Origin of the sequence: Lactococcus sp. FSL W8-0209, assembly GCF_038006585.1 — a bacterium.
Lineage (GTDB): Bacteria > Bacillota > Bacilli > Lactobacillales > Streptococcaceae > Lactococcus > Lactococcus lactis.
Window position 1 is genome coordinate 488,376 of record NZ_JBBOVN010000001.1, and the last position, 19,930, is coordinate 508,305.

19 protein-coding genes are annotated in these 19,930 nt (G+C 33.4%); all 19 read left to right on the forward strand.

Features of this window, described 5'->3' with window-relative positions; translation table 11 throughout:
• The 19 genes from rfbB (at position 1) to MKX45_RS02595 (ending at position 19,902) form a co-directional block, all read left to right on the forward strand.
• Positions 1 to 1,053, forward strand: a complete 1,053-nt coding sequence (gene rfbB / locus MKX45_RS02505; protein WP_012897032.1) for a dTDP-glucose 4,6-dehydratase — start codon at positions 1 to 3, stop codon at positions 1,051 to 1,053.
• An 85-nt stretch (positions 1,054 to 1,138) separates the two neighbouring features.
• A complete protein-coding gene (gene rfbD / locus MKX45_RS02510) occupies positions 1,139 to 2,038 on the forward strand; it encodes a dTDP-4-dehydrorhamnose reductase (protein WP_025016599.1) in 900 nt (299 codons plus the stop codon).
• Positions 2,039 to 2,171: 133 nt separating this feature from the next.
• Positions 2,172 to 3,380, forward strand: a complete 1,209-nt coding sequence (gene cps2T, locus MKX45_RS02515) for a beta 1-4 rhamnosyltransferase Cps2T (protein ID WP_195918595.1) — start codon at positions 2,172 to 2,174, stop codon at positions 3,378 to 3,380.
• Positions 3,370 to 4,308: a glycosyltransferase family 2 protein gene (locus MKX45_RS02520; protein WP_340816759.1), complete on the forward strand. Its 939-nt coding sequence runs from the start codon at positions 3,370 to 3,372 to the stop codon at positions 4,306 to 4,308. Before cps2T ends, MKX45_RS02520 begins: the two co-directional genes overlap by 11 nt.
• The gene (locus MKX45_RS02525; protein ID WP_011675426.1) at positions 4,309 to 5,118 is read left to right on the forward strand and encodes an ABC transporter permease; all 810 of its coding nucleotides are present in this window, start codon (positions 4,309 to 4,311) and stop codon (positions 5,116 to 5,118) included.
• Between the two features lie 13 nt (positions 5,119 to 5,131).
• Positions 5,132 to 6,325 (forward strand): ABC transporter ATP-binding protein, encoded by a 1,194-nt coding sequence (locus MKX45_RS02530; RefSeq protein ID WP_340816760.1) that lies wholly within the window; start codon positions 5,132 to 5,134, stop codon positions 6,323 to 6,325.
• On the forward strand, positions 6,303 to 7,694 hold the full coding sequence (locus MKX45_RS02535) for a DUF2142 domain-containing protein (protein WP_340816761.1): 1,392 nt from the start codon (positions 6,303 to 6,305) through the stop codon (positions 7,692 to 7,694). Before MKX45_RS02530 ends, MKX45_RS02535 begins: the two co-directional genes overlap by 23 nt.
• Before the next feature lie 8 nt (positions 7,695 to 7,702).
• A complete protein-coding gene (locus MKX45_RS02540; protein WP_195229041.1) occupies positions 7,703 to 8,668 on the forward strand; it encodes a glycosyltransferase family 2 protein in 966 nt (321 codons plus the stop codon).
• Entirely contained in the window at positions 8,658 to 10,424 is a 1,767-nt protein-coding gene (locus MKX45_RS02545) for a rhamnan synthesis F family protein (protein ID WP_195918592.1), read from the forward strand. Before MKX45_RS02540 ends, MKX45_RS02545 begins: the two co-directional genes overlap by 11 nt.
• Positions 10,425 to 10,518: 94 nt before the next feature.
• Positions 10,519 to 11,238 (forward strand): glycosyltransferase family 2 protein, encoded by a 720-nt coding sequence (locus MKX45_RS02550; protein WP_060416342.1) that lies wholly within the window; start codon positions 10,519 to 10,521, stop codon positions 11,236 to 11,238.
• Complete coding sequence (locus MKX45_RS02555; protein ID WP_060416343.1) at positions 11,238 to 11,600, forward strand: DUF2304 domain-containing protein; 363 nt, start codon at positions 11,238 to 11,240, stop codon at positions 11,598 to 11,600. The genes MKX45_RS02550 and MKX45_RS02555 overlap by 1 nt, the downstream gene beginning before the upstream one ends.
• The gene (locus MKX45_RS02560; protein ID WP_340816762.1) at positions 11,593 to 12,639 is read left to right on the forward strand and encodes a glycosyltransferase family 2 protein; all 1,047 of its coding nucleotides are present in this window, start codon (positions 11,593 to 11,595) and stop codon (positions 12,637 to 12,639) included. Before MKX45_RS02555 ends, MKX45_RS02560 begins: the two co-directional genes overlap by 8 nt.
• 6 nt (positions 12,640 to 12,645) lie before the next feature.
• Positions 12,646 to 13,653 (forward strand): glycosyltransferase family 2 protein, encoded by a 1,008-nt coding sequence (locus tag MKX45_RS02565; protein ID WP_060416345.1) that lies wholly within the window; start codon positions 12,646 to 12,648, stop codon positions 13,651 to 13,653.
• Between the two features lie 17 nt (positions 13,654 to 13,670).
• Entirely contained in the window at positions 13,671 to 14,534 is an 864-nt protein-coding gene (locus tag MKX45_RS02570; RefSeq protein ID WP_060416346.1) for a LicD family protein, read from the forward strand.
• A gap of 11 nt (positions 14,535 to 14,545) precedes the next feature.
• Positions 14,546 to 14,983: a glycerol-3-phosphate cytidylyltransferase gene (tagD, locus tag MKX45_RS02575; protein WP_060416347.1), complete on the forward strand. Its 438-nt coding sequence runs from the start codon at positions 14,546 to 14,548 to the stop codon at positions 14,981 to 14,983.
• Between the two features lie 156 nt (positions 14,984 to 15,139).
• Positions 15,140 to 16,237, forward strand: coding sequence for a glycosyltransferase (locus MKX45_RS02580; RefSeq protein WP_195918591.1), 1,098 nt, complete (start codon positions 15,140 to 15,142; stop codon positions 16,235 to 16,237).
• Positions 16,238 to 16,304: 67 nt separating this feature from the next.
• Entirely contained in the window at positions 16,305 to 17,357 is a 1,053-nt protein-coding gene (locus MKX45_RS02585) for a sugar transferase (protein WP_060416349.1), read from the forward strand.
• The gene (glf, locus tag MKX45_RS02590) at positions 17,357 to 18,487 is read left to right on the forward strand and encodes a UDP-galactopyranose mutase (RefSeq protein ID WP_340816763.1); all 1,131 of its coding nucleotides are present in this window, start codon (positions 17,357 to 17,359) and stop codon (positions 18,485 to 18,487) included. The genes MKX45_RS02585 and glf overlap by 1 nt, the downstream gene beginning before the upstream one ends.
• Positions 18,484 to 19,902: an oligosaccharide flippase family protein gene (locus tag MKX45_RS02595; RefSeq protein WP_340816764.1), complete on the forward strand. Its 1,419-nt coding sequence runs from the start codon at positions 18,484 to 18,486 to the stop codon at positions 19,900 to 19,902. Before glf ends, MKX45_RS02595 begins: the two co-directional genes overlap by 4 nt.
• Positions 19,903 to 19,930 lie beyond the last annotated feature (28 nt).

Genomic DNA, 19,930 nt, shown 5'->3' on the forward strand with positions numbered 1-19,930 from the left:
ATGACTGAATTTAAAAATATCGTTGTGACAGGTGGAGCAGGATTTATCGGCTCAAACTTTGTACACTATGTTTATAACAATCATCCAGACGTGCATATCACAGTTTTGGATAAATTAACTTATGCAGGAAATGTTAATAACATTAACATGTTATTTGACAGTGGACGTGTCGAACTTGTTGTTGGCGACATTGCAGACCCTGAAATTGTTGATCAAGTAGCTTCTAAAGCAGACGCAATTGTTCACTATGCAGCTGAAAGCCATAATGATAATTCATTGAAATCTCAAGATGAATTTATCCAAACAAACTTTATCGGAACTTATACTTTGATTCAAGCGGCTCGTAAATATGATTTACGCTTCCACCATGTTTCTACTGATGAAGTTTATGGTGATTTGCCTTATCGCGAAGATTTGCCAGGTCATGGCGAAGGTGAAGGTGAAAAATTTACTGACAAAACACCTTACAATCCATCAAGCCCTTACTCTTCAACTAAAGCGGCTTCTGATTTGATTGTTCGTGCTTGGGTACGTTCATTTGGGCTTAAAGCAACAATTTCAAACTGTTCAAATAACTACGGTCCATTCCAACACATCGAAAAATTTATTCCTCGTCAAATTACTAATATTCTTTCAGGAATCAAACCAAAACTTTACGGCGATGGTAAAAACGTTCGTGACTGGATTCATACAGAAGACCATTCATCAGGTGTTTGGACAATTTTGACTAAAGGTCGTATGGGCGAAACTTATCTTATCGGTGCAGACGGTGAAAAAAATAACAAAGAAGTTCTTGAAGATATTTTGACTCGTATGGGCAAAGATAAAGACGATTATGACCGTGTAACTGACCGTGCTGGCCATGACCTTCGTTATGCGATTGACAATACAAAATTGCGTACAGAACTTGGTTGGGCTCCAAAACATACTGACTTTGAATCTGGTTTGCAAGCGACCATCGACTGGTATCGTGAAAACGAAAACTGGTGGAAAGCTGAAAAAGAAGCTGTTGAAGCAAAATATGCTGAAACACAAAAAGTTTTGGATAAATAAAATAAATTCCAATTATATTATCTAAAAGTTACTGACAGTAATAATGAAAAAATCTGTCAGTAAAAAATTAAAGATTGGAGAACAAATGATTTTAATAACAGGTGGAAATGGACAACTTGGAACAGAGTTGCGTCATTTACTTGATGAACGTGGCATAGCTTATACAGCAACAGATGCTAAAGAACTCGATATTACTGACGGCGTCGCTGTTGATAAATTCTTTGATGAAAATAAACCTGAACTTGTCTATCATTGTGCGGCTTATACAGCTGTTGATAAAGCTGAAGACGAAGGTCGTGAACTTGATGAAAAAATCAATGTTGATGGAACTAAAAATGTAGCCGAAGCGGCAGCACGTGTTGGGGCAACACTTGTTTATATTTCAACTGACTATGTTTTTGGCGGAACTTTGCCAATTGGCCAAGAGTGGCCGGTTGATGCACCAAAAGCTCCTGAATCTGAATATGGACGGACGAAACATCTTGGTGAAGAAGCAGTTGTGGCTTCTGGTGTAAAACATTACATCATCCGTACTGCTTGGGTTTTTGGTTCTTATGGACCAAACTTTGTCTTCACAATGCAAAACTTGGCGACACGTTTTCCAGAATTAACCGTTGTTAATGATCAACACGGCAGACCAACTTGGACACGTACGCTTGCTGAATTTATGGTTTATTTGGTTAATGAAAAAGCTGATTTTGGTTTTTATCATCTAACAAACGATGCTGCGCCTGGTGAAGATGTGACTTGGTTTGATTTTGCCAAAGAAATCTTGAAAGACACAGATGTGCTTGTTAAACCTGTGGATTCAAGTAAATTCCCGGCAAAAGCAAAACGTCCATTTAATTCAACAATGAGTCTTGAAAAAGCAAAAGCGACAGGTTTTGTCATTCCAACATGGCAAGAAGCTTTAGCAAGTATGCTTGAAAAAGGCGATTTGCGTGAAAATAAAGATGGCGTAAAAGGCGAAATTAACAAAAAATAATGACTCTGTCATTAAAATAAACTAATTGAAAATTCTGTCAGCGACCTGCAAAAGCTCGTCAGTACTGACAGAATTCTCATTTTGAGAGGCTGAAATAATCACTAAATAAATTTTAGTGAGTAAAAGGAACAACATGAAAAAACACGTTTTTATCATTGGTAGCCGTGGCTTACCAGCGAAATATGGAGGGTTTGAAACATTTGTTGAAGAACTCGTCAAACATCAAAATAATAAAAATATAAAATATCATGTAGCTTGTCAAAGTGAGAATTCAGACATGGCACTACCTGGAGAACATTTTGAGTATCTTGGAACAGATTGTTTTGTAATTAAGTTACCCAAAATTGGTTCAGCACGTGTGATTGCTTATGATATTTTAGCCATTAATGCGGCACTTAAATATTGTAAAAAAGAAGAAATCAAAGCGCCTATTTTTTATATTCTTGGGAATACAGCAGGTGGATTTATTGGCCATTATGCTAATAAAATCCATAAACTTGGTGGAAAATTATTTGTCAATCCTGATGGATTGGAATGGGAAAGAACCAAGTGGGCAGCACCAATTCGTTCTTATTTGAAATTTGCTGAGAAAAAAATGGTGCGATATGCTGATTTGATTATTTCAGATAACGCAGGAATTAAAGAATATTTAACAAGTGAATATGGACAAGTTGAATCAGAAGTGATTGCTTATGGAACAGAAAAGTTCAAGTCCGATTTGACAGAATCAGAAACTCTGGTAAAATATAAAGTTAATGATTATTATTTGATTGTAGGACGCTTTGTGCCTGAAAATAATTATGAAACGCTAATTAGAGCCTTCATGAAAAGTTCAACAAAACGAGACCTTGTGATTATTACTAATCACGAAGGCAATGCTTACTTCAAAGAATTGCGCGAAAAAACGCAATTCGACAAGGATGCACGAATTAAATTTGTTGGAACAGTCTATAATCAAAACGAATTGAGATATATTCGTGAACATGCCTTTGCTTATTTACATGGTCATGAGGTAGGGGGGACAAATCCTGGATTGCTTGAGGCCATGTGGTCAACAGCGGTCAATGTTGTTTTAGGAGTCAATTTCAACCGGACGACAGCAGGCGATTCCGTCATTTATTTTGACAAGGAAAATTTACTGACAACTTTGTCAGAAGTTGAAAATTTGACCCCAGATGAAGGTCAAAGATTACACGAAAAAGCTCAGGCAATTATCGAAGAAAAATATACTTGGGAGCATATTTGTGCTCAATATGAGGACCTTTTCGCTCCAAAGTTTACTGATGAGTCTGAGCCTTTAAGAAAAACGGAGAACCTAGCTAGAGGCGGAGATGAGAGTTAATATTTTAATGTCAACCTACAACGGCGAGAAGTTCGTCGCTGATCAGATTGTGAGTATTCAAAAACAAACTTATACTGACTGGAATTTAATCATTCGTGACGATGGTTCAAGTGATAGAACCTGCAAAATTGTTGATGATTTTGTCAGTAAAGACAACAGAGTTAAATTAATTCGAGCTGAAAATGTTGGGGTGATTAAATCCTTTCATGAGCTTGTGACAGATAATAACAATGCTGACTTCTATTTTTTTGCTGACCAAGATGACTATTGGTTGCCAGAAAAGCTGTCAGTAATGTTAGAAGAAACTAAAAAACATGATAATAGTAAACCGGTCATGTATTATACAGATTTGAAAGTTACTGACAGAAACCTTAATGTGACTTCGGAATCTATGATACGCAGTCAGTCTGACCATGCAAATACAAAACTTGTTCAAGAATTGACCGAAAATACGGTCACAGGTGGAGCGAGTATGATTAATCATGAGCTTGCACAACTTTGGCAAAGCACAAATGATATTATTATGCATGATTGGTATTTGGCAATTGTAGCAGCTGCACTCGGTGAGTTGGTTTATATTGACCAACCTACTCATCTTTATCGTCAGCACGATTCTAATGTTTTGGGGGCAAGAACCCTCTCAAAACGGATAAAAAAATGGATACACCCAAACTTATGGTTTGAAAAATATTGGTGGCTCATTACAGCCAGTCAAAAACAAGCTCAAAAATTACTGACAGAAAATTTGTCACTAATGTCGGAAGCTGATAGAGCACTTGTCAGTGATTATATCAATATTTTAAAACAACCCAAAGCAGAGCGTCGACAAATTCTTGACCGATATAATTTGCGTAAAAACAAAAATTATCATACAAGTATTTTTCGCGCACTTATCATCACAAAATTTGCATATAAAGGAAAAAAATAAATGAATTTCTTCAGCCGTAGAAATCAAATTCTACTTAAAGAGTTAATTAAAACTGACTTTAAACTTCGTTACCAAGGAAGCGTCATAGGTTACCTATGGTCTATCTTAAAACCCCTTTTACTTTTCTTGATTCTCTATCTCGTCTTCGTAAGATTCATGCGTTTTGGGGAAGCAATTCCTCACTTTGCTGTTGCTCTGTTACTCGGGATTACAATCTGGAATTTCTTTAGTGAAGCAACAAATATGGGAATGCTCTCAATTGTCAGCCGTGGAGATTTATTGCGAAAAGTTAACTTTTCAAAACCTGTCCTCATCTTCTCAGTTGTTGCCAACGCTTTTATTAATTTAATGATTTCTTTAGTTGTCGTTATTATCTTTGCTTTAATTAATGGGGTACAAATGAGCTGGACAGTAATATTCGCCGTTCCTTTACTTCTAGAATTAATCATCTTCACGATGGGAATTGCCTTTATCCTTTCAACCCTTTTTGTTTATTTCCGTGATTTAGGACCAATTTGGGAAGTAGTAATGCAAGCAGCTTTCTACGGAACACCAATTATCTATCCAGTAACACAAATCTCAACTTCACATCTTGAAATTGCCAAAATATTGATGCTTAATCCAATGGCTCAAATTGTTCAAGATATGCGTTATATTTTAACTTTTAGTAACAATGCCAATCCAACACTATGGCAAATGTGGCACAATCCTTTTGTAATTATCATTCCATATATCTTACCGATTCTTGTATTCGGACTTGGACTTTGGATATTTACTAAAAACTCTAAGAAATTCGCAGAAGTTATTTAATTAAGGAGACAAAATGGCTGAATTAGCAGTAAAAATTGATCATGTAAGTAAGTATTTTCGTCTTCCGACAGAAGCGAGTACAAGCCTTCGGACAACTCTTGTCAATCGATTTAGAGGAATCAAAGGTTATAAAGAACAACATGTCCTAAAAGACATTGATTTTGAAGTAGAAAAAGGTGATTTCTTTGGGATTGTTGGTCGTAATGGGTCAGGTAAATCAACACTTTTAAAAATCATTTCTCAAATTTATGTTCCAGAAAAAGGAAAAGTTACCGTTAATGGTAAATTAGTTTCTTTCATTGAACTTGGTGTTGGTTTCAATCCCGAGCTTACAGGCCGTGAAAATGTTTATATGAACGGTGCGATGCTTGGATTTTCAACTCAAGAAATTGATGAAATGTATGACGAAATTGTCGATTTTGCAGAGTTACATGAGTTTATGAACCAAAAACTCAAAAATTATTCTAGTGGAATGCAAGTTCGTTTGGCTTTCTCAGTTGCTATCAAAGCAAGAGGAGATGTTCTTGTTTTAGATGAAGTTTTGGCTGTTGGGGATGAAGCATTCCAAAGAAAATGTAATGATTATTTCTTGGAAAGAAAAAAATCTGGATTAACAACCATTTTAGTTACCCATGACATGAATGCCGTAAAAAAATATTGTAATAAAGCGGTACTTATCGAAGATGGTCTAATTAAAGTTGCAGGAAATGTAGATAAAGTTGCTAACCAATACAGTTTGGACAATTTAAAACGTCTTAGAGCGGCTCAAGAAGAATCAACAGAAGAAGTTGAAGAGTTTGTCAGTGATTTAAAAGTAAATTTATTATCACCAGTACAAACAACGCCAGAACAACCCATTAAATTTGAAGTTTCTTATAATGTTAAAGAAGATATTAAAACTTATGTTGCTTTCTCATTAACCGATGCAGACCGAAATATCTGGATTTATAATGACAACTCAATGGATTACCTGACCGAAGGTCAAGGTGAAAAACGAGCTGTTTATGAATGCAAACTAGACCAAGTTAATAATTTAAAACTCAAGCTACAAGTTTCAGTTCGGAATGCCAAAGATGAAATGGTTGCTTATGATATCGATGAAAAAATCATTATTATTAATCGTCTCGACATTCCAAAAGATGACCTCAGTGCTAAGGATTCAGCAAGCGGCCTAATCTTGCGGAATGGAGATTGGAATTTTGGTTAAAGAAAAGACTAAAACTAAAAAATTAATAAAACCAGAGCGACTTTTTTTAATTGTTGCTCTTGTTGCTGGCTTGATTTTTGCGATTGCTCAACCACTTTTTATTGAGCCCGATTCAAGTTATCATTTTGATAAATCGTCTTATCTTTCAAATACAGTTGTGGATAGAACAAAAATTGGATTTCCTGCTGAGGATTATCAATCAGCACCTCTTCCTTTTACAACGGTCACAACGAAAATGAAAGATGGAACTTATTTCAAAGATTTTTTTGAAACAAAACTTCCACTAGTTTCTAAAAGTAAAGTAACAGATAAGCGTGCCTTAGGAACAAAATGGTATCAGGATATCATGCATTTGATTCCTGCTTTGGGCGTAAAAGTGGGTTATATGATTTACCCATCACTAGGTTCGATGGTCTTGGTTGCTCGGTTATTTAGTTTAATTTTCTTTGTTTTGACGATGTATTTTATCATCAAAAAACTAAAAGCTTACCAAATGATATTCACAATCATATCTGTCACTCCTGTTGCTATTCAATTTGCTACAAGTTTAAGTTATGATTCTTATAATTATATTGTTTTTGCTTGGCTAAGTGCAACCTTGATTAACTTGGCAGTAGAGTTGCAAGAAAATAAAGAAATTCAGCTAAAAGATTTTTTCTTAAGAATTATTCTTCCGTCAATTGCCTTGTATTTTTCAAAGGCCAACTCACGCTTACTTTATTTAATTGTTTTGGCAGTATTTATAGTAATAGTTGCGAAAAAATTAAAACTTAGCTTAACAAAACTACAAGTTCTTATTGGAAGTGGTGTATTAATTGGCCTAGGAGCTTTGGTTTATATTTTTAGATATCATGACCAATTACGCCTTGTAGTAAGTAAGTTCCTTTACACGTTCATGGAGCCTTATTACTCAGTATTAACAACTCAAGTTATCAGTGGAACTTCAACAGCAGCAATACCTGCTTGGTTTTATCCAATCCAATATGGTGCATTAATTCTTTTATTCTTATCTTATACTAAAGAACAAGTGCCGCGTTGGTTTGCATGGTTAGGTTTACTTATTAACTTGATTAATCTGTTTGGAGTATTATTTAAATTTTCCATTGACCCAGCTTTTACTGAACACGTAATCACAGGGCCACAAGGAAGATACTTCACAGTCTTTATCTTACTCTTGGCACCAATTTTGACCCTTCTAGCCCAAAAAATTTCAGTTAAATCAACTGGAAGTTGGTTGAGAAGAATCGTACTTTTTGTTAGTTTAATGGCCCTTGTCTTGAACTTAGGTGTTACCACACTTAGGTCTTACCACTTTCATCTACCAATGGATGAATACCGCTCAGGAATAGAACATTATATCTTTAAATAGGTGAAATTATGGATAAAAAAGTATCAGTCGTAGTGACATGTTATAATCATGAAAAATACATTGAGGAATGCTTGCGCAGTATCTTTGGGCAAACTCATCAAGAAATAGAACTCTTAATTTTTAATGATGGTTCAACAGATGCTTCTGGAGAGGTGATTTCAGAAGTGTTGCAAGATTCTCCGTTTACAGAAACACATTATTTTTCAGAAAAAAATAGAGGTTTGGCCTACGTCCGAAATGATGCTTTGAGTAAAATGACTGGCGATTTTCTGTTGTTCGTAGATAGTGATAACTTTTTAAATGATGATCATATCGAAAAATTACTGACAGAATTGTCAGTAACAAATTCAGACATTGCTTATTGTCAACTTTGGAATTTTAATGCCCAAAGAGACGTTTTACGTCCAGACTTAGAATACAGCTTTGAAAAAGAAATTGTGGGGAATTTAATTGATGCCTCATCACTTGTCAGGACTTCTAAGATTGTTGATGCAAAATTTGATGAATCTTTGAATAACCAAACTCTTGAAGATTATGACTTTTGGCTTAATTTAATTATAAACAATGAAGCAAAACCAGTTTATGTCTCCACTACAAAGTTAAATTATAGAGTATTAAATGAGTCCTTAAGTAAGCGTGGCAATTGGGAAAATTATTATAAATCCTATTTCTATATCATCAACAAATATATTCAAAAAATTCCAGCAGAATTGATAGAAGCCTTACAAAAAAATCTACTACTTTGGGTAGACAACTACCAAAATCTAGTAATTGATAGTGAGCAAAAACTTGCTGACAAAGAACAAGAACTCATTAATCATAATACCCAAGAAGAGATAATGAGAAAAATCATAGCTGACAAAGATACTCATATTGCTAACCAAGAAAAAGTGATTTCTGATATCACCAACTCGCTAGCTTATCGAATATTAAACAAACTTCTACACCCCTTAGGAAAGAAACATGAACAATAAATTATTACTATACGTACATTTTAACCGAAATAACGAATTAAGCGACCATGTTATATATCAACTAACCCATTTACGTCAGAATTTTGAAGAGATTTTCTTCATTTCAAATAGTCAAATGGATGAGAACGATTTATCAACATTAACAGGGCAAAATCTTATTGACGGTTTTATGCAACGTGAAAACAAGGGGTATGATTTTGTCGCTTGGTCAGACGCGATGAAGCATTATGGATTTGATAAATTGGCTTCGTATGATTCCGTTACTGTTATGAATGATACATGTTTTGGTCCTGTTTATGATTTTGAAGGAATTTTAGCAAAATTTGACAAAGATACAAGCGTTGACTTTTGGGGAATTACTAATAATCGAAGCCATAAGGTAAAACCTTGGGAAAATCGAGAAGCGATTGTATTACCAGACCATATTCAAAGCTATTTTGTCAACTATAAACAAAAAATTGTAAAGAGTGAAGCATTTGAAAATTTTTGGGCAAATATTGAAGTTTTAGATGATGTTGTAGAAGTTATCGTAAAATACGAAACAGCAATGACCAAGTATTTTGAAGATGCTGGATTTAAGTCAGGAGTTGTATTTGATACACGTAAAGAAGAGTGGGCAGGCATGCTTGTCCATGATTTTTCCGTATTCAATTTACCAGAATTGTTGAAAAGACACATTCCTTTCCTAAAAATAAAAGCTTTCAGCTATGGTGCAGAAAATATTTATACTCCTTTAGTGATTGAACGTTTAAAACAAGAAACTTCTTTTCCGGTTAAACTTATTGTTAATCACATGACAGAAGTAGATTATCCGGACCGTGAATACATGTTAGAAGAAAAAACACTGAAATTCACAAAAGAAGTAAGTTCGAAAACTAATTTGAAAATTGGTATTCACCTTCATGCATTTTATCTTGACCTAATTCCTGAATATCTTAATTATTTTGATAAATATGTTCAAAATTATGATTTATATATCACCACAGATACAGAAGAAAAGTATGAAGAAATTCTTAAAAATTATCCTCTTCCACAAATAAAAAAATTTATCGTAACCGGTAATAAAGGAAGAGACGTTCTTCCGTGGATGCAAGTTTCAGAATTAATGACAGATTATGATCTTTGCGGACATTTTCACACTAAAAAATCAAAAGATAACGATTGGATTGTGGGAGAATCTTGGAGACGAGATATTGAATATTCTTTATTAGAACCTGCTCAAGCCATTTTTCAAGAATTTGAAAAAAATCCAAAGCTTGGCTTAATGATTGCTGACGTTCCATCATTTTTTGAACATTTTTATGGGCCAACATACATCACCGAACGTGATATTTGGCCAGATATGCAAGAAATTTGGCAAAAAATAGACTTTGAAAATTCCAAAGAATTGAAGCAGAAAGATAGCTATGTGATGAGTTACGGCACAATGATTTGGTATCGTCCTCAAGCTTTGAATAACTTATTAAATGTTAATATTCAGGCTGATGTTCCAGAAGAGCCTTTACCATATAATAGTATTTTACATGCATTTGAACGCCTTCTTGTTTATGTTTCGTGGGCAAATGGTTATGATTTCCGTATTTCTCAAATACAAACAAATAATGGGTTTGTTGCGAACTTTTCAGCAAATCGACTCTTACGTTCTGTAGAGACTGATTTAACACAGACAAAATTGCGGGATCTGGTTGAAATGATCTTTAAAAAGATTAAAGTAATTATTGTATACCGTTTAGGACTTAATAAAAAAAATAAGTAAATTTATGGTAAAATTTATATTAGAAAACTGTACAGAAAGTTGTACAGCGCAAATATTATGAGGAGAACTTGGCACTGTGTCCGAAGACAAGAAAATGAAAATTTTACTAATTATCCCGGCTTATAATGAGGGCGAAGGAATATTAGAAAATCTAAAAATTGTAGAGGACTATCAAGCCACTTGTCCTTATCAATTAGATTATGTAGTGATAAATGATGGGTCCACTGACAACGAAGAAGAAATTTTGACGGCAAACAACATTAACCACGTTGAATTGATTCAAAATCTTGGAATAGGTGGAGCCGTGCAAACAGGTTATCTTTATGCCTTGCAAAATTCTTACGATATAGCCGTTCAATTTGATGGAGATGGTCAGCATGATATCCATTCTTTACCAAATCTGGTAGAACCTATTTTGAATGATGAAGCTGATTTTACCGTTGGTTCTAGATTTTTAGACGAAAGCAATTCAGAATTTAAGTCTTCAAAATCGCGCCAAATGGGTATAAAAATTCTATCATCTTTGATTTATATGTCTTCTAAAATAAAAATTAAAGATGTTACTAGCGGTTATCGAGCAGGAAACCGTAAAGTGATTGAGCAATTTGTTAAAAGATATCCAAGACAATATCCAGAACCCGAAAGCTACATGCACCTCTTTTCTAAAAATATTCGTGTAAAAGAAGTGGGAGTAAGGATGTTTGAACGAACCACTGGAGTTTCAAGTATTAATATGGTAAAAGGAGTCAGTTATATGATAAGTGTATCTTTGGCTATTATTGCGAGCTCATTATTAGGAAAGGAGAAAAAATAATGCCCATTCAACTTCGTATACTAGCAATTATTTTGGCAGCATTCTTCTTTGTCTATACTATTCGTTTAGTTCGTAAAGATAGAGCAGAGATACGACATATGCTAAAATGGTTTGTTCTAGCTCTCATATTGCTTGTTGGTTCTCTTATTCCTGATTTTGGAACGAGTATCGCTCATTTATTGGGAATTGGAACTTTAACCTCACTAGCTTTGTATTTCTTAGTAGGTGCTTTATTACTGATCTGTCTGAAATATCAAATTTCACTAATATCTGCTGAAAAGGAAATAAAGAATTTAGTACAAGAAGTATCTTTACTAAAAAAGAAAATTAATGATGGAGAAGAGAAAGAAGGACATGAATAAAATATTAACTATTACAGTACCAAGTTATAATACTGAAAAATATATTGATGAGTGCATGCCTTTCTTGTTGGATGATTCCATTGTTGATGACATTGAAATTCTTGTTGTAAGTGATGGTTCTAAGGACAAAACAGTTGAAGTTGCTACTAAATGGTCTGAAAAATATCCGCAAACCATTCGAGTTATTGAAAAAGAAAATGGTGGGCACGGCTCTACCATCAACCGTGGAATTCTTGAAGCAAGAGGAAAATATTTTAAAGTAGTCGACGGAGATGATTGGGTAAAAACAGAAAATCTTGTAAAGCTGGTTGATTTTCTAAAAAATACGGATGTAGACTTAATCAATAATCCTTATTTTGAGCATGATGAAGTAACAAAAGCTGAAACTTTAATGATGGAGCTAAAAATAAAGAGTCATCAGCTTAATAATTATGAAGAGATTGTGGAAGCAATCAAGATTCCTCCAATGCACACCGTTACCTATAAAACAGAAATCTTGAAAAATAACAAGATTAAAATTGATGAAAAAATGTTTTACGTCGATGTTGAATACATCACTTTCCCACTTACCTTTGTGAAGACACAAGTCTATTTAGATTTCCCAGTTTATGTTTATCGAGTAAATTCAGGGACACAGAGTATGGCGATTGGAAACATGGTTAAAAATCGGGCCATGCATTTAGCAATGTTAAAACATGAATGGGATTTTATTAAGACGTTGCCACCTGAAACAAGTTCAGTAGTTAAAAAAGTATTGAAACAAAGATTTTCCGAGCTCATTCTTGCTCAATACGTTGTTAATCTATCAATTCCAGAAAAAACAATTCGTCAAAAAGAAATGCAAGATTTCACAAACTTTTTAAGAGCCGAGTCTATTGAAAAAGATGATGAAATTTTATCTTTGAGTAGACTGCTTGTTAAAACAGGTGGGAAAATTATAAATCCAGCGGTCAAATTCCGTAATCTAGTTCAAACGAATAAAACTTGGCGTGTTGTGGAACGTGGACTTTTGAATACTGTTAAAAGGATGAAAAAATAAAGCAAAGTGATTAACGAGAAAATAATAAAAAAAACTTACCCACTTATCAGTGTGATTATTCCTGTACATAATGCAGAAGAATACTTAGAAGAGTGCGTAAATTCTGTTCTTGTTCAAACTTATACTAATCTAGAAATATTGTTAGTTGATGATAATTCAACTGATGGTTCAATAAATTTGGGAAAGCAGCTAGCTCAAAGAGATTCACGTATCCTTCATTTTGTAGAGCATAATGGTAGTGCGGGTTTAACCCGTAACTTTGGTCTAAATCATATGAGTGGTGATTACTTATTTTTTCTTGACTCAGATGATAAAATAAATCCAGAGACCATCGAACACCTATATGATGCCTTGAAAGATGTAAAAATTGGATTTTCAATTTCAAAATTCACTAATAATCAGGATAAGTTTGAAAGAAATCAAGGAATTGGAGAGGTAAAAAAATTATCTGCAAATTTTTTAGAAAAGCTTAAAGGAATTCAAGCAAGTGACTATCCTTCGTTTGGGCCAATAGGTAAGCTTTATACGCGAAATATTTTCGAAGATATTAGATACCCTAATCTTACAATACATGAAGATACAGCAATCATTTTACCAATTGTGGATAGGGCAAAAGATATTTTTCTAGTTGATAGCCTAGATTATTATTATCGTGTTAATTCGGGGAGTATCACCCAGTCAAAAATTACCGAAAAAAATGAAGCTATATTTATAAAAAATGATTTTCAAATAAATTTTGTAAAAGATAAGTATCCTGAAGCTTTAAATTATATTTATCAACTTTGTATGAATGAAAATGACTATGTAGCAATGAAATGTATTAAAGATGGTTCTAGCTATGCAATTCAGCTTTTTGAAAAAATTTATAAACAAAATCAGTATTTTTCAAAGCAAAGTCATAGCCGCAAATTTTTATACAAAAGTAAAATACTATATAAAATATATTTAGGTATTTCAGTAAGAGTGTGGAATAATGATTTTATTCGAGGCTTAGCAAAGAAAATTTTAACATAGAAAGAGTATTTTTATAAATGAGTGAAAAGAAATATGATTCGGAGACTTTGGAACGACTTCAAGAGATACTACGAATGATGTTAGCAGATTTTGATAAAATATGCGAAGATAACGATATTGATTATTTTTTAGTAGGTGGAAGTTTACTTGGAGCTGTAAGGCACAATGGGATGATACCTTGGGATGATGATATTGACGTTGGAATGACTGGTGAGAATTATGATAAATTTATACAAGTCATGAATAATTCACAAAATGAAAAATATAGTCTTATGAGTAGTGAGGGAAATGAAAAATTTCCATATCTTAGATCTGCAGGATTAATGCTAAACGGAACAAAATTCATGGCCGAAATAAGAAGTGAGAGCGAGGAAAGCTATACCACTCAGATCGTACTGGATATTTTAGCATTTGACAATCTAGCAGATAATGAAAGACGTGCAAAAATTCAAGGTATAAAATCTTTCATATATGGGAAACTTTCATATCTTACAACAATTGAAAACCCTACAGTTCATCAAGTAGGAATAAAACTATTTTTTATTAATACTACAATAAAAGTCTTTCAAAAAACATTCAAACTTTTTAAAGTTACCCCTAAATTTTTTATTAAAAAAGGTGAAGGAGTAGCTAGAAAATATAACTCTTCTCAAACGCAAAGAGTAATGTATATGAATCAGTCAAAAATGTTTTCAGAAATTTTTGATCGAAATGACCTCTTACCAACTAGACGTGTTGATTTTGATGGACAAAAAATAAAAATTCCAAAGGAAACAGATAAATATTTGGCTGCACATTATGGTGATTATATGACACTTCCACCAGAAGATAAAAGATATAATCATTATCCGGCCATTTTAGATTTTGGAAAGTATAAATAAGGTAAAATATAATGAAAGATAAAGAAAAAATTGTATTGGTTGCTGGAACTTTTGATATTTTGCATGAGAGCCACGTTAATATGTTGAAAAATGCTAAAAATCTTGGTGACAGATTGATTGTAATGCTATCTACAGATGAATTTAACTGGAATGAAAAATCAAAAAAGGCCTATCAATCGTATGATACTCGTAAGTATATTCTCGAAGCTCTACGTTATGTCGATTTAGTAGTTCCTGAACAAACATGGGATGATAAGACTTTATACATTGATATGTTTGACGTTGATATTTTTGCGATGGGAGACGATTGGCGAGGGAAATTTGATTTTTTAAAAGAAGAATTTCCAAGTTTAAAAATTATGTATTTCCCAAGAGGTAAGACTTCTTCATCGCAGATAAAGAAAGAATTAGGAGAACGTTTTTTAGAGAATTCTGAAGGCCCAAAATAATAATTAACGAAAGCTTTGGTTTGACCTGAGAGAGATTAATAAACCTCTCCAGAGCTAAAAGCTATATTGTAGACTTCTGTACCAGATTGCTATGATTTTGTGTTATTGACGCATTGCTCTTCAAAAACAAAATATTTCCAAAAAGTGAGTTTAAAAATGAAAAAAAGAATTTTATTTGTTGTCCCTGCATGGAATTTAGGAGGGACAGAAATAGTAAATGTGGCAATAGCAAATAAGCTGTCAGAAAAAAATCAGGTAGCTATTTTTACATTGGCTACTCCTCAAAATAAAAATTTACATACTGAATGTCCGCTAGATGGTCAAAGTGATTTTAGTCTAAAAGTTTTTTCTAGAGTGAGTAGTTTGCTAGGTTTGTTACACTTAAATCCTCTTGCCCGTTTATGGATGTCAAAAAAAGCAAAAGAGATTAGTAAGATCTGTCAAAAAGATATGATTGACACTGTTATTATTAGTAGTGGTTTTATCTATCTCATTCCATTTTTAAAGCATCAAAATCCTGAAATAAAATTTATTGCTTGGTGTCATTTTTCTGCAAAATCTTATCAAGAAAAACCTTTCAGATATACTGCCAAATTTTGGCGTGAAGGTTTTGCTATGGCTGATGAAGCTGTATGCTTGACACCAGAGGATAGGGACATCTTTTTGAAAATCAATAAGAAGACACGAGTAATAAATAATCCACTGGTTTTAAAAAATACTCAGGTCTCTGATCTTACTAGCAAGGTTATTTCATGGACTGGAAGAATAGCAAATCCTCAAAAAGGGATAGATTATTTAGCGCAGGTTGCGGGTAAACTTCCAAAGGGCTGGAAAATATCTGTTGCAGGTAATGGTAATATGAAAGAATTCCAGACTTATTTGTCTGAAAATGATGCAGAAGAAAGAGTGATTCTTCAAGGAAGCTTATCTGGCGAGAAACTTCGGAACCATTATTCAAACAGTTCAATTTATTTGATGACCTCAAGATTTGAAGGTCTGCCGTTAGTCCTTGTGGAAGCTATGAGTTTTGGTCTACCAATAGTAGCCTTTGAACAGAGCGGGAGTCGCTATGCTCTTGATTACGGAAAAAATGGGATTCTTATTGAAAATGGAAATGTAGAAGAAATGGTTAGACAGCTTACGAATCTTATTAATGATTTTGAAGAAAGAAAAAATTATCAAGAAAAATCATTGGAAAGATTAAAAGAGTTTACTATTGACAGAGTAGCACAGGAGTGGGAAAATATTATCTGATATGGCTAGGAATAAAATACTAGCTATTTTCGGAAAGAAAACTTCTAAAGATGAAAGTTAAGAAAAATTGAAAAAATATTATATTAATGCAGTCCAGGGTGAAAATATGAATGCTGGTTCAAAAGCCGTGAACGATGCCAGCAAAATTTTTAAAAGCTTAGGATATGAAGGATTACTTCCAAAGGTAAATATAAAAAATAAATATTTAAGATTTTTATACAGTTATATAATTTCTATACAAGTCATGATAAGAGTGTTATTTCTTCCTAAAGGGAGTCAAGTTGCATTAAATTTTCCTCCTATTTTTTATTTTGAACGAGTTAGCTTATATTTCTTAAAAAAACGTTCTAAATATCTACATGTTTTTGTTTTAATACACGATATTTATGAATTACGTTTAGGAAGTGAAAATCCAACGGCTTATCGAAATCTGATGAACTATAAAGACAGTAATTTTTATTTTATTGCTCATAATAACAAAATGATAAGTTGGCTTATTAAAGAAGGGTATGAAGAAAAGCATCTTATTAATTTAGAAATCTTTGATTATCTGACTACAATTAGCGATAATGCTGGTGGGAAATTTAATAAAGGGATAGTAATTGCAGGAAATTTAACTCCTGAAAAGTCTCAATATTTAGAGAAGTTATCTAGAATTCCAGAAATTAATTTTAATTTATATGGTCCTAACTTGGCAAAAGAAGTAGCAGAGGGGGAAAATATCCATTACTTCGGTAGTTTTCCATCTGACGAAGTTCCTAATGTTATTGAAGGCTCATACGGATTAGTATGGGATAGTGAAAAATTAGAGGGGGGAGTTGGTACATACGGTAATTACCAACGCTATAATAACCCTCATAAAACCTCTCTATATTTAGCAGCAGGGTTTCCTGTGATTGTTTGGAAAGAGGCTGCTTTGGCTGAATTCGTTTTGGAAAACAATTTAGGATTCGCTGTTAACAGCTTATTAGATTTGCCTGAAAAGATTGCGGAAATTTCAGAGGAAGATTATAATAAGATGATAACTAATGTTCAAAAAATGGGAAATAAAATTCGCTCAGGCTACTTTTTGAGTGAGGCCTTAAAAAAAGCTGAAAACATTCTTGAGGAGAATAAATAATGAAATATAATACTAATAACTATGACTATTTAATTGTTGGAGCAGGACCTTACGGTGCAATTTTTGCTCATGAAGCAGCTAAGCGTGGTAAACGTAGCTTGATTATTGAGCGACGTGCACATGTTGGTGGAAACATGTACACTCATAAAGAACATGGTATCAATGTCCATGACTTTGGAGCACACATTTTCCATACAGACAATAAAGAAGTTTGGGATTATGTTAATCAATTTACAGAGTTCAATGGCTATATTAACCAAGTAGTAGCTAATTATAAAGGTGAACTCTATAATCTTCCATTCAATATGAATACTTTTTATCAAATGTGGGGAGTGAAAACTCCAGAAGAAGCAGCGGCAAAAATTGAGGAGCAAAAAGTTGCTGCAGGTCGTTCAGGTATTCCAAAAAACCTTGAAGAACAAGCGATTTCTTTAATTGGTACTGATATTTATACAAAATTGATTAAAGGATATACAGAAAAACAATGGGGGCGTAAAGCAACAGAACTTCCAAGTTTTATTATCCGTCGTTTGCCAGTTCGTTATACTTTTGATAATAACTATTTCAACCATCGATATCAAGGAGTTCCAGTAGATGGTTATAGAGCAATTTTTGATAAGATGCTGGATTCTGATTTGATTGATGTTCAAGTAAATACTGATTTCTTCTCAAACAAAGAGGATTATTTAGCGGAATTCCCTAAAATTGTTTATACAGGAATGATTGACCAATATTTCAACTATGAATTTGGAGAATTAGAGTATCGCTCAGTTCGTTTTGAATCAGAAACTTTTGAAACGGATAACAAGCAAGGAAATGCTGTTATTAATTATACAGATGCTGAAACTCCGTTCACTCGAGTGATGGAATGGCGTCATTTTGACAAAAAAGGCGATGATAATAAAACAATCATCACTAAAGAATATCCTCAAGATTGGGATCGTACAAAAGAAGCTTATTATCCCGTCAATGATACTAAAAACTCAGAACTTTTTAAGAAATATCGTAAATTAGCGGATAATGAAAAAACGGTTATTTTTGGTGGTCGTTTGGGAAATTATCAGTATTATGATATGGACCAAGTCTTTAATGCAGCTTTAAAGGCTGTGGAGAAGGAATTTAAAGATTGAAAGTATTAAAAAACTATCTTTTGAATAGCTCTTACCAGCTTTTAATTGTGATTATTCCAATTATCACAATACCCTATATTTCCAGAGTACTAGGAACAACAGCCATAGGTATAAATACTTTTACTTATGCGATTATCCAGTATTTTGTATTAGCTGGTTCAATTGGGATAACAACTTATGGAAATCGAGAGATTGCCTATCATCAATCTAACAAAGAAAAGAGAAGTCAAATTTTTTGGGAAATTTCATTTTTGAGATTTTGTACAATTGCTCTCTCTTTTCTTGTTTTCTGTGTTTTCTTGGCTTTTCAAAAACAGAATTTTGAAATTTATCTTTTGCAAAGTATTGCAATTATCGCTGCCGCTTTTGATATCTCTTGGTATTTTATGGGAGTGGAGAACTTTAAGCGGACCGTTGGTCGTAATTTTATTGTCTCTATTATCTCGGTTATTTTTATCTTTACTTTTATTAAGAGTCCAAAGGATTTACCTCTTTATGTACTGATTATTACTGGTACATCTTTGATTGGAAATCTTTCTCTTTGGCCTTATTTACGTAAGGAAATTTTTGCTCCCAAATGGAAAACACTTGCCTTAGGTCATCATTTAAAACCAACATTATTACTTTTTTTACCACAAATTGCAACACAAATTTATACAATTGCCAACAAGACGATGATTGGGATTTTTGATGGAAAAACGGCATCGGGATTCTTTAGTCAATCAGATAGTCTAATTAAAGTAACATTGAGTATTGTCACCTCTTTGGGTGTAGTCATGCTACCTCACGTTTCCAATCTTTTTTCAAAAGGAAAAATTAAAGAGGTTCAGGATACCTTAAAAAAATCCTTTGTTCTTATGACTGGACTTGCCATACCAATAATGTTTGGGGTGATGGGAATAGCACTCAATTTTGCGGGCTTCTTTTTTGGTTCAAAATGGGTAGCTGTAGGACCTTTGTTAATGATGGAAGCTCCAATTATTGTTTTTATTGCCTGGAGTAATGTTTTGGGAATCCAATATCTCCTTCCTTTAAATCGAATGCGAGAGTTCACTACTTCGGTAACAATTGGAGCAGTTCTTAATATTTTACTTAACTTTGTTTTAATTCCGTCTTTAGGGCTTACAGGGGCAATGATTGCGACGGTAATTGCTGAGGCCGCGGTAACAATTTATCAATTCTATATTTTGAGAAATGATTTTGAGATAGGGACAATGATTCTATCATGTTGGAAGTACTTTTTATCCGGTGCGATTATGTTTGGGGTTGTTTTCTATCTCAACAATTTATGGAAGATGAATTTCCGTAATCTTTTATTTCAAATAGTGATTGGTGCTATAATATATATAATTCTTAATATCTTATTGAAAACCAGTCTTTTTATTGAAGTCAAAAAGATTGTAAGTAAAAAATAACCCTTATACTAAATGATTGGAGAATAAA

Bases quoted from the DNA above. Each gene is read 5' to 3' on its own strand.
- rfbB (WP_012897032.1), top strand. From the start codon at position 1: ATGACTGAATTTAAAAATATCGTTGTGACAGGTGGAGCAGGATTTATC.
- rfbD (WP_025016599.1), top strand. From the start codon at position 1,139: ATGATTTTAATAACAGGTGGAAATGGACAACTTGGAACAGAGTTGCGT.
- cps2T (WP_195918595.1), top strand. From the start codon at position 2,172: ATGAAAAAACACGTTTTTATCATTGGTAGCCGTGGCTTACCAGCGAAA.
- MKX45_RS02520 (WP_340816759.1), top strand. From the start codon at position 3,370: ATGAGAGTTAATATTTTAATGTCAACCTACAACGGCGAGAAGTTCGTC.
- MKX45_RS02525 (WP_011675426.1), top strand. From the start codon at position 4,309: ATGAATTTCTTCAGCCGTAGAAATCAAATTCTACTTAAAGAGTTAATT.
- MKX45_RS02530 (WP_340816760.1), top strand. From the start codon at position 5,132: ATGGCTGAATTAGCAGTAAAAATTGATCATGTAAGTAAGTATTTTCGT.
- MKX45_RS02535 (WP_340816761.1), top strand. From the start codon at position 6,303: ATGGAGATTGGAATTTTGGTTAAAGAAAAGACTAAAACTAAAAAATTA.
- MKX45_RS02540 (WP_195229041.1), top strand. From the start codon at position 7,703: ATGGATAAAAAAGTATCAGTCGTAGTGACATGTTATAATCATGAAAAA.
- MKX45_RS02545 (WP_195918592.1), top strand. From the start codon at position 8,658: ATGAACAATAAATTATTACTATACGTACATTTTAACCGAAATAACGAA.
- MKX45_RS02550 (WP_060416342.1), top strand. From the start codon at position 10,519: ATGAAAATTTTACTAATTATCCCGGCTTATAATGAGGGCGAAGGAATA.
- MKX45_RS02555 (WP_060416343.1), top strand. From the start codon at position 11,238: ATGCCCATTCAACTTCGTATACTAGCAATTATTTTGGCAGCATTCTTC.
- MKX45_RS02560 (WP_340816762.1), top strand. From the start codon at position 11,593: ATGAATAAAATATTAACTATTACAGTACCAAGTTATAATACTGAAAAA.
- MKX45_RS02570 (WP_060416346.1), top strand. From the start codon at position 13,671: ATGAGTGAAAAGAAATATGATTCGGAGACTTTGGAACGACTTCAAGAG.
- tagD (WP_060416347.1), top strand. From the start codon at position 14,546: ATGAAAGATAAAGAAAAAATTGTATTGGTTGCTGGAACTTTTGATATT.
- MKX45_RS02580 (WP_195918591.1), top strand. From the start codon at position 15,140: ATGAAAAAAAGAATTTTATTTGTTGTCCCTGCATGGAATTTAGGAGGG.
- glf (WP_340816763.1), top strand. From the start codon at position 17,357: ATGAAATATAATACTAATAACTATGACTATTTAATTGTTGGAGCAGGA.